This window comes from Fontisphaera persica, from assembly GCF_024832785.1.
GTDB lineage: Bacteria > Verrucomicrobiota > Verrucomicrobiia > Limisphaerales > Fontisphaeraceae > Fontisphaera > Fontisphaera persica.
On sequence record NZ_CP116615.1, the window covers coordinates 3,365,241 to 3,380,786 of the forward strand.

A 15,546-nucleotide genomic window follows, 5' to 3' on the forward strand; every position below is an offset into this window, starting at 1 on the left:
GAGCTTAGGCGCCCAGGAAGGCCGCGTGCACGGCCCGGGTGGCGCGCTCGGCGCAATCCAGGTCAATCACCACCGAAATTTTAATTTCGCTGGTGGAAATCATGGCGATGTTCACGCCCTCGCGCGCCAGCGTGTCAAACATCCGGGCGGCCACGCCGGAATGGCTGCGCATGCCCACGCCCACGATGGAGAGCTTGCCAATTTTTTCGTCGGCCAGCACGTCCTTGAAGCCCACCTCGTTTTTCAAACCATCAATCACCTTGCGGGCCTTCAGCAGTTCGGCCTTGTCCACCGTGAAGGACAAGTCGGTGGTCTGGGTGCCGTGGCTGATGTTTTGCACAATCATGTCCACGTTGATGGCGGCCTCGGCCAGCGCCTTGAACAGCCGCGCCGCCATGCCCGGCCGGTCCGGCACACCCACCACGGTGATTTTGGCCTGGTTTTTGTCGAGCGCGACGCCGCGAATGACGACGCCTTCCATGCTTTTGGTTTCCTCTTTCACAATCGTTCCGGGGTTGTCGTTCATGCTGGAGCGGACTTCAAACACCACACCAAATTTTTTGGCAAATTCCACCGAGCGCAGTTGCATGACCTTGGCGCCGGCGCCGGCCAGCTCCATCAATTCGTCATAGGCAATCTCGGTGAGCTTGCGCGCCTCGGGGACAATGCGGGGGTCGCAGGTGTACACCCCGTCCACATCAGTGTAAATCTGGCAAAGGTCGGCCTTGAGGGCGGCGGCGAGCGCAATCGCTGTCAAATCGGAGCCGCCGCGGCCCAGGGTGGTAATCTGGCCGTCCGGCGTTTCGCCCTGGAAACCGGCCACAATGACCACATGGCCCTCGTTTAGCAGCGCATGCACCTTTTTAGGGGTGATGTTCATGATTTTGGCCTTGGTGTGCAGGCCGTCGGTCACAATGCCCGCCTGTGCGCCGGTCAGCGAGACGGCTTTGACGCCCAGCGCATGCAGGGCCATGGCGGTCAGCGCAATGGTGGTTTGCTCGCCCGTGGCCAGCAGCACATCCATCTCGCGCTCGCTGGGCAGGGGCATGATTTCCTTGGCCAGTTTGATGAGGCTGTCGGTCACGCCGCTCATCGCGGAGACCACCACCACCAGTTTGTCACCCCGGGCATGATATTCCGCCACCCGGCGGGCCACATTCTTGATGCGTTCCGTGTTGCCCACCGAGGTGCCACCGTATTTTTGAACGATTAGCGCCATGTTAAAGTTAAACGGGCGGGATAATATAGAAATCCGATTTTCTGGCAATGGCCTTTTTTCGGCCTGGGCACATCGGGGGGGGTGGGGTGCCGAACCTCCTCTTTGAAAATGGACCCTCACGGGCCTTCAGAAACGGCGGCCAGGGCGAAAAAAGAAGGACGGCGGCGACGCCGTCCCTGACGACCATTGATTATTTATGCCTGCTTGCCGCTCAGGAACCCACGTCGCGGCGGGCCTCTTCGGCCAGCGCGGTGCTGAGATACCGTTCGCCGGTGGAGCAAGCGATGGTGACAATCATCTTGCCCTTGTTTTCCGGGCGCTTGGCCACCTCAATGGCCGCCCAGACATTGGCGCCCGTGGAAATGCCCACCAGCAAACCTTCTTCTTTGGCCAGGCGCCGGGCCATGGCAAAAGCGTCCTCATTGCTGACGGTGATGCACTCGGTAATCTGCGGACGCCCCTGACTGTCCTTCAAATGCAGGTTCTTGGGCACAAATCCCGCGCCCGTTCCCTGAATCTTGTGCGCCCCCGGCTTGACCGGCTGGCCGGCCAGGGTCTGGGAAATGACCGGCGAATCTTTGGGTTCCACGGCAATGGCCACAAAACTTGGTTTTAACGGTTTGATGACTTCCACGCAGCCGGTAATGGTCCCGCCTGTGCCCACGGCGGCCACCAGAATATCCACCTTCCCATCGGTATCTTCCCAGATTTCCCGCGCCGTGGTACGGCGATGCACCTCCGGATTGGCTTCGTTTTCAAACTGCATGGGAATCCAGGAATTGGGGATTTCCTTGGCCAGTTGCTCGGCGCGGTTGATGGCGCCGCGCATGCCTTCGGCGCCGGGCGTGAGCACCAGCTTGGCCCCCAGCATTGCCAGCAACGTGCGCCGCTCCAATGACATCGTCTCCGGCATGGTCAAAATCAGCTTGTATCCCTTGGCGGCGCACACAAAAGCCAGCGCGATGCCCGTGTTGCCGCTGGTGGGTTCAATGATGGTGGTCTCCTTGGTAATCAACCCCTTCTTTTCCGCATCTTCAATCATGGAGACCCCAATGCGGTCCTTGACGCTGCCCAGGGGATTAAAAAATTCACACTTCAACAAAATCGTCGCGTCCAATCCCGCGGTCACTTTGTTCAGGCGCACCAACGGAGTTCGCCCCACCGTTTCAATGATGTTGTTGTAAATACGACCCATAAAAAAAAGATGGTTAGCAGTTATACCTGCAAAATAGTGGCGCAAAATAACGACCAAGCAAGTCTTTATTTGTTCCCTGGTCGGTTTTTCCGCGTCGCGACCGCCACAGGGGAAAATGGTCCTCGGACTGGCGAAAAAGCAGGGCTGCCGGAGTTCACGGCTCCGGCCAGGGGCGCGCCATAATGGCTTCCTGAAGGCTGAGCGTCCCGCAGGGAAGGCAGGGCGTGGGCCCCGCCGCAACGGTGGGCTTGCTAAGCGGTGGCTTCCATGGTTATCCTGCATCCTCATGAATTCTTTGCTGCTCGCCGGCGGACGATTGGTGGACCCCGCGCAAAAGGTGGATGAGACGGCTGACTTGCTCATTCTGGAAGGCCGCGTGGCCGCCTGGGGCGCGCCTGGCTCGCTGCAGGCGCCGGCGAACACACCACGGCTGGACGTGCGGGGGCTGGTGGTGAGTCCTGGTTTGATTGATGTGCACGTGCATTTGCGCGAGCCGGGGCAGTCTGCCAAGGAAACCATTGCCACGGGCACGCGCGCAGCGGCCGCCGGCGGCTTCACCACCGTGGTTTGCATGCCCAACACCAACCCGGCCATTGACAGCGCCAGCGCGGTGGCCCTGGTGCATGAGAAATCAGCGCGCGAGGCCGTGGTGAACGTGCTGGTGGCCGGCGCGATTTCCAAGAACATCGCCGGCGAGGAGCTGGCGCCCATTGGTTCGCTGAAACAAGCCGGAGTGGTGGCCATTACCGACGACGGGCATTGCGTGCAAAACAACGAGCTGATGCGCCGGGCGTTGGAATATGCGCGCATGTTTGATTTGCCGGTGCTGGACCATTGCCAGGATTACTCGCTGGTGACCGATGGGGTGATGCACGAGGGGTATTGGAACCTGGTGCTCGGCCTGCGCGGCTGGCCGGCGGCCGGCGAGGAACTTATTGTGCAACGCAACATTTTGCTGGCGGAACTCACCGGCGCGGCCGTCCATTGCCAGCACATCAGCTCGGCGGGCAGTGTGCGGCTCCTGCGTGAGGCGCGCCGCCGCGGCGTGCCCATTTCGGGCGAGGCCTGCCCGCATCATTTCACGCTCACCGACGCCGCGGTGGCGGGCAGTGAATGTTTTTGGGCGGAGGACGGCCAGCCGCTGGCCGCCACCCAGGGCGCGCAGTTGCCGGTGTGGCCGCGATACGACACCCACTTCAAAATGAACCCGCCCTTGCGCACCGCGGCGGACCGCGAGGCGATTCTGGAAGGACTGGCGGACGGCACGCTGGAAATCATCGGCAGTGATCACGCCCCCCACTGCGACTTTGAGAAGGAAGTGGAGTTTGACTTCGCTCCCTTCGGCGTAACCGGCCTGGAAACCGAGCTGCCACTTTCACTCATGCAGCTTTATCACACCGGCCGCCTGCGCTTGCCGGATTTGCTGGCCAAGTTCACGGCGAATCCGGCCCGTTTACTGCGCCTCTCCACCAAGGGCAGCCTGGCGGTGGGCATGGATGGGGACGTGACCGTGATTGACCCGGACCGCTCCTGGGTGTTTCGCCGCGAGGAATCTGCCAGCAAATCCCGCAACACGCCCTTCCACGGCTGGCGGCTGCAGGGACGGGCAGTGATGACGATTGTGGGTGGGCAGGTGGTATGGCAGGCGCCTGGTTGAAAAAGCGTTGCGCTTTGGCGCGCCCCTTTTAAGGTTGGCCCGTGGCGGTACGTTGGACCATTTTAGGCAGTGGCTCGGCCGGGAATTGCGCGTATCTCGAAGCCGGCAACACGCGCCTGCTGATTGATGCCGGCCTGAGCGCGCGGCAAATCCGGCTGCGCCTGGCCGCCCTGGGGCGGGTGGTGGAGTCCCTGACCGGCATCCTGATTACCCACGAGCACAGCGACCACACGGAGGGTTTGAAAGTGCTCGCGGCCCGCCATGACATTCCCATTTACTGCAACCGTTTCACCCGCGAAGCCATTGAAGCACAAACCGGCCTCCGGCTGGCCTGCCGGCTGTTTGAGACGGGCGCCGCCTTCAGCGTGGGCGACGTGGAGGTGGAATCGTTCAGTGTGCCGCACGATGCCCAGGACCCGGTGGGTTTCCTGGTGCGCACCTCTTCCGGCAATGTGGGCGTGCTCACCGATTTGGGGCACGTCACCCGCCTGGCGCTGGAGCGGATGCGGCCAGCCAACGTCCTTTTGGTTGAGGCCAACCACGATGTGCGGCTGTTGCAGGAGGATACGCGCCGGCCGTGGGCCACCAAACAGCGCATCCTCAGCCGGCATGGCCATCTCTCCAACGAGGCGGCGGCGGCCATGGTGGAGGCGCTGGCGGGGGAAAACCTGAAACACGTTTTTCTGGGACACCTGAGCCGTGATTGCAACCGGCCGGAGCTGGCGCATGCCGCGGTGGCGCAGCGCCTTGAATTGCTGGGCGCCAGGCATATTCAACTGGCCACCGCTTCCCAGGACACGCCCACACCCGAGCTGATTTTTTAAGGTTGGGCGCGCCGCCTCACGCGCTGGCGCTGGTGTAATGGCGCAGCGAAAGCCGCCAGAATTTTTCCGAAATCCACAGCAGCAGCAGGCTCATGCCCAGAAGCAGCAGCAGCTCCCACGGGGAACGCAATTTGTCCACCAGCATCTTCACTGGCACGTTGACCACCAACAGCACCGGCAGGGCGTAGGTGAAGGCCACCTTGAAAAGGCCGCGAAAAGCCTCGTCAGGAAACCGGGCAAGGTTGAACAAGTTGTAATAACTCCAGACAATGCCCTGGGCGCGGACCGTCCAGAAACTGATGCAGGCCAGCATGTACATCAATGAGTAATGAATCAGGATGCCCGCCACCAGCAGCACGCCAAAACCTGCCAGCTCGGCTACCGTGGGGCTGAGGCCCAGTTGGCGGGCCGCATACCCCATCACCACCACGGCGGTGGCGGCGTTGACGAAACTGCCCAGGTCCACGTGCCGCAGGGAAACCACAAAGCGCGTGTTCACCGGCAGCAGCAACAGGAAATCCAGGCGCCCGGTGCGGACGTGCTCGGAAAGCTGGACGCAGTTGTTGAGAAACAACGCCGTGAAAACTTGCTGGATGAAATGACTGGCGCCCACCAGCATCACCACCTGCCAGCGGGTCCACGTGCCGATGGCCTCGGTGTGCGTGTAAAGCACCAGAAAAAAAGTGATTTGCAGGGCAAACCAAAGCAGCTCCACGACAATCCACAACAGGAAGTTGGTCTTGAAGCCCATCTCGCGAATGAGCGAGTTGCGCCACATCGCTGCGTACAGGGCGGCATAGCGCGCCAGGCGCTGAAGCCACGTCACTTTGGGCATGGGTAGTCCGTCAGCCATGTTCTGCAGCAGTTTCCAACCATCTGACGCAACGCGGCCAGCACCATGGCCTGTTTGCCATGCCCCGCCACCACAACCGGGCGCGGTGCAGGACCTTGGGCTTTTCCCTTAATCCTCCGGCAGCGGTTGGCCTTTGGTTTCCGGCGCCCAAATCAGGGCCACCAGGCCAATGAGAAAAACGCTGCACATGAGGGTGGCGACCAGGCGGAATTCCATCAACGTGGTCAGATAACCAAACAGGGCCGGAGCGGGCGCTGCCAGATAGCGCACGGTGTTGTAGCAGAATCCCACGCCCGTGCCACGCAGGCGGGTGGGGAACAATTCCGGGAAATAAATGGAATAGCCGGCGAACACGGACAAGGTGGCAAATCCCAGCAACGGCAGCATCCAGTAGGCATCGGTGGGTTTGCGCAGGAAATTGAACACCAGCGCGACCACCACCAGGCATGACAGGAACGAGACGAAAAACGCCGGTTTGCGCCCCCAGCGCGAGGCCAGCACCGTGAAGACCATCATGCCCACAAAGGCGCCGGCATCCTGCAACGCGGTGCCCCAGCTCTTGACGGTGTCCACTGTCCGGGCCGGGTAATCCCCCTTCAACGCCTCGCTAATCAGCTCCGGCGAAAAGAAGCCGATGCCCCACAAGCCAATCATGCCCGAAACCCCCAACAGCAGGCCAATCAAGGCATGACGCCGCCAGCGCGGATGCTGCAGCATTTCCACGGGTGAACCCACCTGTTTATCTTTGTGTCCCAGCTTGGCGGCTTCCTTGGCTTTTTTCCAGGCTTCCGGCTCTTTCAAAATGAAAATCATGGGGATGGCCAGCAGCGCCGGCAGGATGCCCACAAAAAACAACACCCGCCAGCCGGCATAGGGCCCCCAGAAGTTTTCCGCGCTGGGAGGAATGGCCAGACTAATCAGGGAGCCGGTGATGTTGCCCGTGGCGGACAGGGCCTGCAGGGAGCCAAGCGCCACCGAACGGAAATTGGTGGGCACACTCTCGGCCACCAGCGTGGTGGCCGCGCCAAACATGCCGCCCACCCCCAGCCCCACCAGAAAACGAAACGCCATGAATTGCTCCCACGTTTGGGCCAGGCCCGAGAGTCCCGTAAACCCGGAATACACCAGCAGCGTGGCCACCATCGTCTTCACGCGCCCCCATTTGTCGCTCATCATCCCGAAGAAAATCCCGCCGGTGGCCCAGCCGATAATCATGCAGGTGGTGGCCCAGCCGCCATAGTTTTTCGCGTCCCGAGCCTTGACCTCTTTGAGTTTTTCCGGGGCGGGTGTCGCGGGCTGGCCGGCCGGGGGGGAAGTGCGGCCGGTTTTCTGGCAATCAGCGCAAATCTCGCTGCGCGCCTTGTCTTTGATGGGCACACCGCAGGCGCTGCAATACCGCTTTTGGGTGTATTCGTGCGCGGCCAGCTCGGTGAGCGCCGGCTGGCGGGCCAGGATGAACAGGCGCTGGTCCATGCAGTCAAACAACCAGCCGCAGGAGGCAATGATGACCAGCAGCCAGTGATAGGGGGTGACGCCGTCAAAAGTGCCGCCACTGCGTGGCCCGTCGGATGTCGTGTTTGCGTGCATATCAATGATGGCTTTGCCCAACAAACCAGCCCCATGCCCCGCCGGGCTGGTCTGCTGATGCCCGGCATTGTCCAAATCTCCTTGGGCGGGTCAAGCCGGGACGACAGAAAAAGGCCCAAAGAATGCCGCCAACGCGGCCAAGGAAATCTGGAAGTGCGGCAGCGACCCAATGACCGGCATGGCTCTTTTCCTTGAACTTTCCCCCCAAGGCAGCCTTCGGTCATCCCACCCAAGAAGTCCCCGCGCCCCAAGTAGCAGGGCCTCACCGCCGCCGGCGGCGGACAGGGCCAAAGTAGTATCCTCCGCTCACGCGCGCGCCGCGCACTTTGACCGGGGCCGTCGAGGCTCCCGGCTTGTCCTGCTCAAACAGGGCGGTGTACTTGTATTCAAATCCCTCCAAGCGCACGCGGGGAATCTTCTGGCCGATGAAGCGCTCGATGGCCTGCACGTGCATCATGTCCTCCGCCACCATGAGGGTGAAGGCGTCCCCCGCCTGCTCGGCGCGGCCGGTGCGGCCGATGCGGTGCACGTAATCCTCCGGATGTTGGGGCACATCGTAATTGATGACGTGGCTGACATTGGCGATGTCCAGCCCGCGGGCGGCAATATCGGTGGCCACCAATACCTCATAACGGCCGTCGCGGAAACCGCGCAGGGCCTGCTCGCGCTCCATCTGCGTGCGGTTGGAATGCAGCACCGCCACGGCATGTTGATGGCGCTTGAGCAGGGCGGCCACGTGGTCGGCCCGCTCCCGGGTGCGGCAGAAAATGATGACCGAATCGTAGTTGACCCGCTCCAACAGGGCCAGCAACAAATCCGTTTTTTGGTAATCGCTGACCGGATAGATGACATGCTTGACCGTCTCCGCCGGCCGGCGCCGGACGCCCACCTCCACCGTCACTGGCTGGCGCATGGCCCATTGGATGAGCGTCTCAATTTCCGGCGGAATGGTGGCGGAAAACAGGGCCGTCTGGCGTTTGCGGGGACAACGTTCCACAATGCGCCGGACATCCGGCAAAAACCCCATGTCCAGCATCCGGTCCGCCTCGTCCAGCACCAGAAACTGCACGCGGTCCAGCCGTACGGCGCGGCGCTCCAGGTGGTCCAGCAGCCGCCCGGGCGTGGCCACCAGCACATCCACCCCGGCGCGCAAGGCCGCCAGTTGCGCCCCGTAACCCACGCCGCCATAGACCACGGCCACGCGCAACCGGGTGAAACGCGCCAAATCCCGGAAAGCCGTCTCCACCTGCGCGGCCAGCTCGCGGGTCGGTTCCAGAATCAACGCGCGCGGGCCGTCCGCCGGTTCGCCCAGGTGATGGAGAATCGGCAGGGCAAAAGCGGCGGTTTTGCCTGTGCCCGTCTGCGCGCTGCCGATGACATCCTTGCCCTCCATGAGGAGCGGGATGGCGCGGAGTTGAATCGGCGTCGGATCGGTGTACCCCATGGCCTGCACCCCCTGGTTGAGGGCAGGGGAAAGTCCAAACTGCTTGAAACCCATGTCCCAAGGTTACACCCGGACGTCACGGGAGCAAAGCAGGAATTAGCGGGCCGCCCGGCAGGGCGTCACAATTTGCGTTGTGCCGGCATTCTTCTTGCGCCTATAGTTCTGTTGTCACCACTTGCCGGAATACTATGACAAACGACTCGACCTTGCACTGCTCGCCCCACGGCTCCCTTGCCATGAACCAGACCCGCCCCTTGAATCGCCGCCGTTTTCTGCAAGCCACCACCCTGGCGGCCGCCGCCGTTTCCTGTCCGTCCGTCCTGGCCGCTCCTGCCGCCGCGCCGACTGTGCGCGTGGGGTGCATCGGTGTGGGCACGCGCGGCGGCGACCTCTTAAACGTGGTGGCTCAACTGCCCGGCGTGCAGGTCACCGCCATTTGCGACGTGTACGGCCCCCACCGCCAGAAGGGTCTGGAGCGCTGCAACAACCCGCAGGCCAAGGCCTATGTGGATTACCGTGAGCTGCTGGCGGATAAACAGGTGGACGCCGTGGTGATTGCCACCCCCGACCACTGGCATTGCCAGATGGTGTTGGATGCTGTCAAAGCCGGCAAGGACATCTACCTGGAGAAAGGGTTTTCCCGCACGCTGGACGAGGCGAAATTAATGCGCCAGGCCCTGAAGCAAAGCCGGGTGGTCTTCCAGCTTGGCCACCAGGCGCGCCAGGCCACCTGCGCCCTCCAGGCCAGGGAGCTCATCGCGCAAGGCCTGTTGGGGCCGGTGACCCTCGTGCGCACCGGGCGCTTCAAAGCCTCGGACCCCGCCCATCCCAACTGGCGCTGGTATGGCTATTACGAAAAATGGGACCGCCCCGACCCGGCCCTGGTGCAAAAGGAGGTGCAGTGGGATTTATGGCTCGGCCCTGCCCCCAAAATCCCCTGGAATGAACGGCATTTCTGGCATTGGCGTTGTTATTACGCTTATGGCACTGGCTATGCCGGCGACCTGTTGTCCCATGAAATGGACTTTGTTCAATACCTCCTGGGGCATGGCATACCAGACACCTGCTATTGCGCCGGCCTGAATGCCTTGTTGCACGACGACCGCGAAGTGCCGGACACGTGGGTGGCCACCTATCAGTTTGAAAAACTGGGACGCACCGTCACCTTCACCGGCAGCATGGTCTCCACCGCCAGCCAGCCGGTGGAAATCTGCGGCCGGGACGCCACCCTGCGCTTCGATGGCATCGCCCACGATGTCACCACCTTTGAAATCATCCGCGCCCGCCACAACCGGCGCAGCGACCTGCCCGCAGGTTATGAGCGCGGCAAGACGCCCGCCCAGCCCAATCACCTGCAGGACTGGGTCCAGTGCATCCGCACGCGCGGCGTGCCCAAGTGCTCGACGGACGAAGCCTTCATCGAGGCCGCCACCAGCCTGATGTCCCTGGTCTCCGCGCAAGAGCGGCGCATGGTGCGCTGGGACCCGGTGCGCGAAATCATTGTTTAAGCTGTCCCTGAGCCTATGAAAATCAGCCTTGCCTCGCCCGCGGTTCTCGCCCTGCTTTGCGCCAGCACGCTGGCCCAAGCGCAGGTGCAGTCATCGCCCGCCACTCCCGGCCAGGTCAAAGCCCTCTCCGAGGGATTGCACGGCTACATCGGTTTTTCGCATGACCGCCCCCCCGCCGAGGGCCAGTTCACGGCTGGCATGGGTTTTTATGTGGCCGTGTGGCCCCTGATTGACCAGCCTCTGGCGAATTTCCAAATCGGCCTGCCCAGCTCCTGGGTGATGCCGGACAACTCGGACAACAAAGACCGCCCGCTCGCGCCCGAAGGCACCCTGGCCCGGCAATGGAAAGAACGCGGTCCCACCTGGAGCAGCGTTTTCCAAACCCTCGAAGGCGGCGTGGGCTACTGGGCGCGCAATCATTGGCGCTACGGCCCGCCCAAGTTCAGTCTCAACGCCACCCCGCAATGTTACGATTACGAAATCGGCTCGCCCGGCTGGTCTTTTTTCTACAGCAACGAAGCCCTGCCGGATGACCGCCTGGGCATCGCCCAGCTCAGCAATCGGCTGCTTATTCCGCCTGACGCCCTGCCTTTTGACGGCAACCCGAACGGTGAATTTTTGGGCTACACCTGGATGGCCCTGCCCTTCACCGACCCCACCACTGGTGACCCGCCCACCGGTGACCAAAGCTGGACCTGTTTTCTGAATGCCGAAAACTTCAAGGGCCCCATCGCTTATTACATCCCGGAAACCTGGAGTAAAATTGGCAAGCTCTTCAACTATCCCTTCCTTTACGGGCGCGGACTGGACGCTCGCCCGGGCATCATGGGCGGCGGGGCCATGGAAATCAACACCGTGCCCCGCCTCGAAAGCCAGGACGCACAGGGCAACCTCTACTGCAAAATCCCCAAACTTCAGTTTCCCGTGGACGCCCAGGGCCGCGCCCTCTTGGTGCAGGAAGTCACCTATTACTCGAAAGCCGCCTTGTACGAGCCTTTCAAACGCTGGCGTGATGGCGGACCCGTCTGCCCAGGGCGCTTTGACGAACAACACTCGTGGAAGCCCAAGCTGAATACCCGCAACCCCCGTTACACGCAGGCCGGCAAAACCATCAAAGGCGTGGAGACCGTCCTCCAACCCCGCATTTTTCCCGGCAACATCTGGGGATTGGAATGGGCCACCAACACGCCTTATGCCGCGGGGCAATTCCCGCAATACTTCAAACCAGTGGGTGAGGAACGCCAGGTCATCGCACCGGCGGACGTCCCCGCTGAAACCCAACTGGCCAAAGCCGCCTTTAAACTGGCCCAGCCGGGGCCACCCTACACCTCCCCCAATAAAGGAGCCTGGACCAAACCCGGCCCGCAGCGGGGCCCCTTCACGGCCCACTTGCGCGATGGTTCCGTGGTCACTTATTACTGGTACCGTTTCGTGGACCAACCGTCTTTTCAACAATATTCCTGGAGCGACGAAAAAAAGGCGAAGTTGCAGGCTTTCGTCGAAAAGATTCATCTCCATTGGACGATTCACCGGGAATACATGCCGCCGCCCGCTCATGGCAAACTCGTCCGGCTTGACCCCGGCCTGCTGGTGACGCCGCCGCCGGGACTGGAAGCGGGGTATGTGCCCATTGTGACCCATCAGGCCAGCCGGTAGGGCGCTGCCGCGTGCTGCCAAGGGGCCTGCTGCCGCGGCGTCGGTCCATTCTATGGTGACCCGTAAATTAGGCTGGATTTTCAGTCCAAGTCCCGCATTGCGGGCGCGCTTCCGGATGTGATAAGCTGTTGGTGGTAACCCAGTACAACGGCCCTGCGAAGGGCGGCCCCCATGGTGGGAAGTGCTGCTTGTTGCCAGGGGGATGCGCCTTCCCGCACCGCCAGAGTCGCAAACCGCCATGATGTCTGCGCCGCCAGCCACCGCCAGCCCGGGCAACGCCATGAACGATATATGGGGAGGGCTCGCTGCCATGCTCGTGGCGTTGCCTTCCTCCATCGCCTTTGGCATCGCCATCTATCTGGCGCTGGGACGCGAGTTTCTGGCGCAAGGGGTGATGGCGGGCATTCTGGGCGCCGCCGTTCTGGGCTTGGTGGCGCCCGCCTTGGGCGGCGCTCCCCGGCTGATTACTGCGCCGTGCGCCCCCGCCGCCGCGGTTTTGGGCACCTTGGCGCTGCACCTCACGCACGAAGCTGGTTATCCGCCCGCGCAAGCCGCCGCCATGCTCGGGCTGGTGGGCCTCATCGCCGGCGTTCTCCAAATATTTTTCGGCAGCATCGGCGCCGGCAAGGTTATCAAGTATATCCCGTATCCCGTGGTCAGCGGCTATCTGACGGGTGTCGGCATCTATATTTTCCTTGGTCAACTCCCCAAATTTCTCGGTGCCACTGGCAAGTCCCCCTTTGCCGTGCTCCTGCACCCTGCAAGCTGGAATGGGGCGGCCGTGGCGGTGGGCGCCCTGACCATCGTGGGCATGGTGGGGGCTAAAAAAATCACGCAGAAGATTCCCGGCGCAATCATCGGCCTGACCGCCGGTCTGACCGCCTATGGTTTGCTGGCACTGGCCATGCCGGAATTGCGCACTTTTGCCAAAAGCAACCCGCTGATTATCGGCCCGCTGTTCACCGAAGGCGGCCTCGAGGCCGGTTTTTGGGGGGAACGCCTCCGCCTGTGGGCCGCCATGCCGCTGGCCCGGTTGCAGGAGGCCATCATGCCGGCATTGACCCTGGCCGTTTTGCTTTCCATAGACACGCTGAAAACGTGTGTGGTCATGGATACCCTCACCCGCAGCCGTCACAACTCCAACCGCGAGCTACTGGGCCAGGGCACGGCCAACCTGCTGTCCTCGCTGGCCGGCGGCCTGCCCGGCGCTGGCACCATGGGCGCCACCCTGGTCAACCTCAACAGCGGCGGACGCACCCGCCTGAGTGGCGTATATGCCGGCGCGTTCGTGATTGCTGCGGCGGTTTTGCTGGGCAACGCCCTCGGCTGGATTCCCCTCGCCGCCCTGGCCGGCATCCTGATGGTGGTGGCCTGCCGCATGATGGACTGGCACAGCTTCCACCTGCTCAGGCAACGCGCCACCGTGCTGGATTTTGCCGTCATCGCCACCGTGGCCATCATCGCGCAATTCAGCCTCATCGCCGCCACCGGCGCCGGCCTGGCCCTGGCCATCCTGCTTTTCCTGCGCGAGCAAATGCGCGGCTCGGTCATCCGCCGCAAAATCCACGGCCATCAAATCTCCTCCAAACAATACCGCCTGCCCGCCGAAAAAGAATGCCTGCTGCAATACGGCCATCTCACCACCGTTTGCGAGCTGCAAGGCAGCCTGTTCTTTGGCAATACCGAGAAATTGTACAATGAGCTGGAGCCGGATTTGAAAATGAGCCGCCGCGTGATTTTGGACTTTCGCCGGGTGCAATCCGTGGATTTCACCGCCGCGCACATGCTCGAACAAATGGCCCTGACCCTGCGGGACCGTGGCGGGCAGCTTGCGTTTAGCGGCGTGCCCGAACACCTGCCCACCGGCCAGAATCTCCGGACTTACCTGGAGCAGGTGGAAGTGGTGGGCCCCCAGCATCCCGTGCCCATTTTTGACACGCTGGATGAAGCCCTGGCCTGGGCCGAGGATGGCATCCTGGCCGAACAACGCCTCCTGGCCGCCGGCAATGACCCCCCCTTGGAATTGCCGGAAATTGAATTGCTCCGGGAATTTGAAGCAGACCACACCCTGGGCGCCCTGGGCCAATGTGTCGAGCAACGCACCTGCGCGGCGGGCGAGGTCATCTTTCGCCAGGGCGAGCCGGGCGATGAATTATTCCTCATCCGTCAGGGACAAGTGCGCATCAGCCTGCCGTTGGAAGGCGGCCAACATCACCTCATCGCCACCTTTGGCCGCGGCAATTTCTTTGGGGAAGTGGCTTTTCTGGACCGCGGCCTGCGCTCGGCCGATGCCGTCGCCGCCACCCCCACCCAGCTTTACGTCATCTCCCGCCGCCGGTTTGACGAGCTTTCCCGGGCCAATCCCATCCTGGGCGTTAAACTCTTTGCCCGGCTGGCGCGCGGCCTGGCCATTCGCCTGCGTTACACGGACGCCGAATTGCGGGCGCTTAAAGAGACGTGAGCCTCCGGGTATGGCCTCAAAAGGCCGAGTGGGGAGGCAAAGGGGCGCGCGCAAGAAAAAATGGCGCATCCATCAGGAGTCGAACCTGAAACCTTCTGATCCGTAGTCAGATGCTCTATCCAATTGAGCTATGGATGCGCCCTAGCGCATAAAAATGTAATCAGCACCGGCAGTTGGCGCAAGCAGTTTTATTGGGAGCACCAGGCGCTCCCCCTGCCGGAGCCCATGGTCACCGTTGCGATGGCTGTGGACCGCTTGACCTCCTCCGCCCAAGGGAGGCGCCATGAAGCCCTATAAAAGCGTTGCTAATGCAAGCGGGAGTCGGTTATAAGGAAGGGGCGGCGCGGCGGCCTTTGAGAGGTGGGGTGCAAGGGCGTGGCGCCATTTTTCAGCGTGATTTTATGGCAAAAGCAAACAAAGCCTATGTGTTGTTTGGCGCCCCCGGCTCGGGCAAGGGCACGCAAGCCGAACAATTGGTCAAGCATTACGGATTTGTGCACGTGGCGACGGGAGATTTGTTTCGGGAAAACCTGAAGCAAAACACCCCGCTGGGACAACTGGCCAAGGGCTACATGGAGAAAGGCGCCCTGGTGCCGGACGATGTGACGGCCCGGATGCTCAAGGAGCGGCTGCAACGCGGAGACGAAGCGCCCGCGTATTTGCTGGACGGTTTTCCGCGCACACTCCCCCAGGCGCAAATGCTGGAGGAGATTTTGCGCGAGCTGGGCATCCGCCTGGCGGCGGTGATTTTTATTCAGACCAGCGATGATTTGATTGTCCGGCGGCTGGGCGGGCGCTTGATTTGCAAAGCCTGCCAGACGCCTTACCACAAGACCAATCGTCCCCCCAAAAAAGAAGGTATTTGCGACCGCTGCGGCGGGGAGTTATATCAACGGGCGGATGACAATCCAGACACGGTGCGGGCGCGGCTGGCCACCTTTCACTCGCAGACAGCGCCGCTGATTGAGTACTATAAAAAGGCGGGGCTGCTGCATCCGGTGAACGGCGAAATCAGCGCCGAGCAAACGCTGCAGGAAATCAGTGAGATACTGAAAAAGTATTGAGCAGCCGCTCCCGGCATGGAAACGGCGCCGACAGGACCGGAGGGAGGGAAGTCGCGGTCTCCACGGCCCGGAAAGGTA

Annotated in this window: 11 protein-coding genes and 1 tRNA gene; 6 read left to right on the forward strand and 6 right to left on the reverse strand. The window is 62.1% G+C overall.

Going from position 1 to position 15,546, the window contains the following annotated elements; all coding sequences use genetic code 11:
• Positions 1–4: 4 nt before the first annotated feature.
• The gene (locus tag NXS98_RS12590; protein WP_283845360.1) at positions 5–1,219 is read right to left on the reverse strand and encodes an aspartate kinase; all 1,215 of its coding nucleotides are present in this window, start codon (positions 1,217–1,219) and stop codon (positions 5–7) included.
• A gap of 211 nt (positions 1,220–1,430) precedes the next feature.
• Positions 1,431–2,414 carry a cysteine synthase A gene (gene cysK / locus NXS98_RS12595; RefSeq protein WP_283845361.1) on the reverse strand — a complete coding sequence of 328 codons (984 nt, stop codon included), beginning with the start codon at positions 2,412–2,414 and terminating at the stop codon, positions 1,431–1,433.
• 286 nt (positions 2,415–2,700) lie between these two features.
• Here cysK and NXS98_RS12600 point away from each other — a divergent pair, with 286 nt between their 5' ends.
• Positions 2,701–4,071, forward strand: coding sequence for a dihydroorotase (locus tag NXS98_RS12600; RefSeq protein WP_283845362.1), 1,371 nt, complete (start codon positions 2,701–2,703; stop codon positions 4,069–4,071).
• Positions 4,072–4,112: 41 nt separating this feature from the next.
• A complete protein-coding gene (locus tag NXS98_RS12605) occupies positions 4,113–4,895 on the forward strand; it encodes an MBL fold metallo-hydrolase (protein ID WP_283845363.1) in 783 nt (260 codons plus the stop codon).
• Between the two features lie 16 nt (positions 4,896–4,911).
• Here NXS98_RS12605 and NXS98_RS12610 read toward each other — a convergent pair whose 3' ends face one another.
• The 3 genes from NXS98_RS12610 to NXS98_RS12620 form a co-directional block, all read right to left on the reverse strand.
• Positions 4,912–5,748: an ABC transporter permease gene (locus NXS98_RS12610; protein ID WP_283845364.1), complete on the reverse strand. Its 837-nt coding sequence runs from the start codon at positions 5,746–5,748 to the stop codon at positions 4,912–4,914.
• A 108-nt stretch (positions 5,749–5,856) separates the two neighbouring features.
• Entirely contained in the window at positions 5,857–7,335 is a 1,479-nt protein-coding gene (locus NXS98_RS12615; protein ID WP_283845365.1) for an MFS transporter, read from the reverse strand.
• A gap of 262 nt (positions 7,336–7,597) precedes the next feature.
• Positions 7,598–8,833 (reverse strand): DEAD/DEAH box helicase, encoded by a 1,236-nt coding sequence (locus NXS98_RS12620; protein WP_283845366.1) that lies wholly within the window; start codon positions 8,831–8,833, stop codon positions 7,598–7,600.
• A gap of 134 nt (positions 8,834–8,967) precedes the next feature.
• Here NXS98_RS12620 and NXS98_RS12625 point away from each other — a divergent pair, with 134 nt between their 5' ends.
• The 3 genes from NXS98_RS12625 to NXS98_RS12635 all read left to right on the forward strand — a co-directional run bounded on the left by NXS98_RS12625 (position 8,968) and on the right by NXS98_RS12635 (position 14,404).
• Positions 8,968–10,287 carry a Gfo/Idh/MocA family protein gene (locus NXS98_RS12625; protein WP_283845367.1) on the forward strand — a complete coding sequence of 440 codons (1,320 nt, stop codon included), beginning with the start codon at positions 8,968–8,970 and terminating at the stop codon, positions 10,285–10,287.
• Positions 10,288–10,302: 15 nt separating this feature from the next.
• On the forward strand, positions 10,303–11,943 hold the full coding sequence (locus NXS98_RS12630) for a hypothetical protein (protein ID WP_283845368.1): 1,641 nt from the start codon (positions 10,303–10,305) through the stop codon (positions 11,941–11,943).
• Positions 11,944–12,181: 238 nt separating this feature from the next.
• A complete protein-coding gene (locus NXS98_RS12635; RefSeq protein WP_283845369.1) occupies positions 12,182–14,404 on the forward strand; it encodes an SLC26A/SulP transporter family protein in 2,223 nt (740 codons plus the stop codon).
• A gap of 61 nt (positions 14,405–14,465) precedes the next feature.
• Here the strand turns inward: NXS98_RS12635 and NXS98_RS12640 are convergent.
• Positions 14,466–14,542, reverse strand: a tRNA-Arg gene (locus NXS98_RS12640).
• A gap of 263 nt (positions 14,543–14,805) precedes the next feature.
• On the opposite strand from NXS98_RS12640, the gene NXS98_RS12645 reads away from it, so the two are divergent.
• Positions 14,806–15,468: an adenylate kinase gene (locus NXS98_RS12645; RefSeq protein ID WP_283845370.1), complete on the forward strand. Its 663-nt coding sequence runs from the start codon at positions 14,806–14,808 to the stop codon at positions 15,466–15,468.
• Positions 15,469–15,546 lie beyond the last annotated feature (78 nt).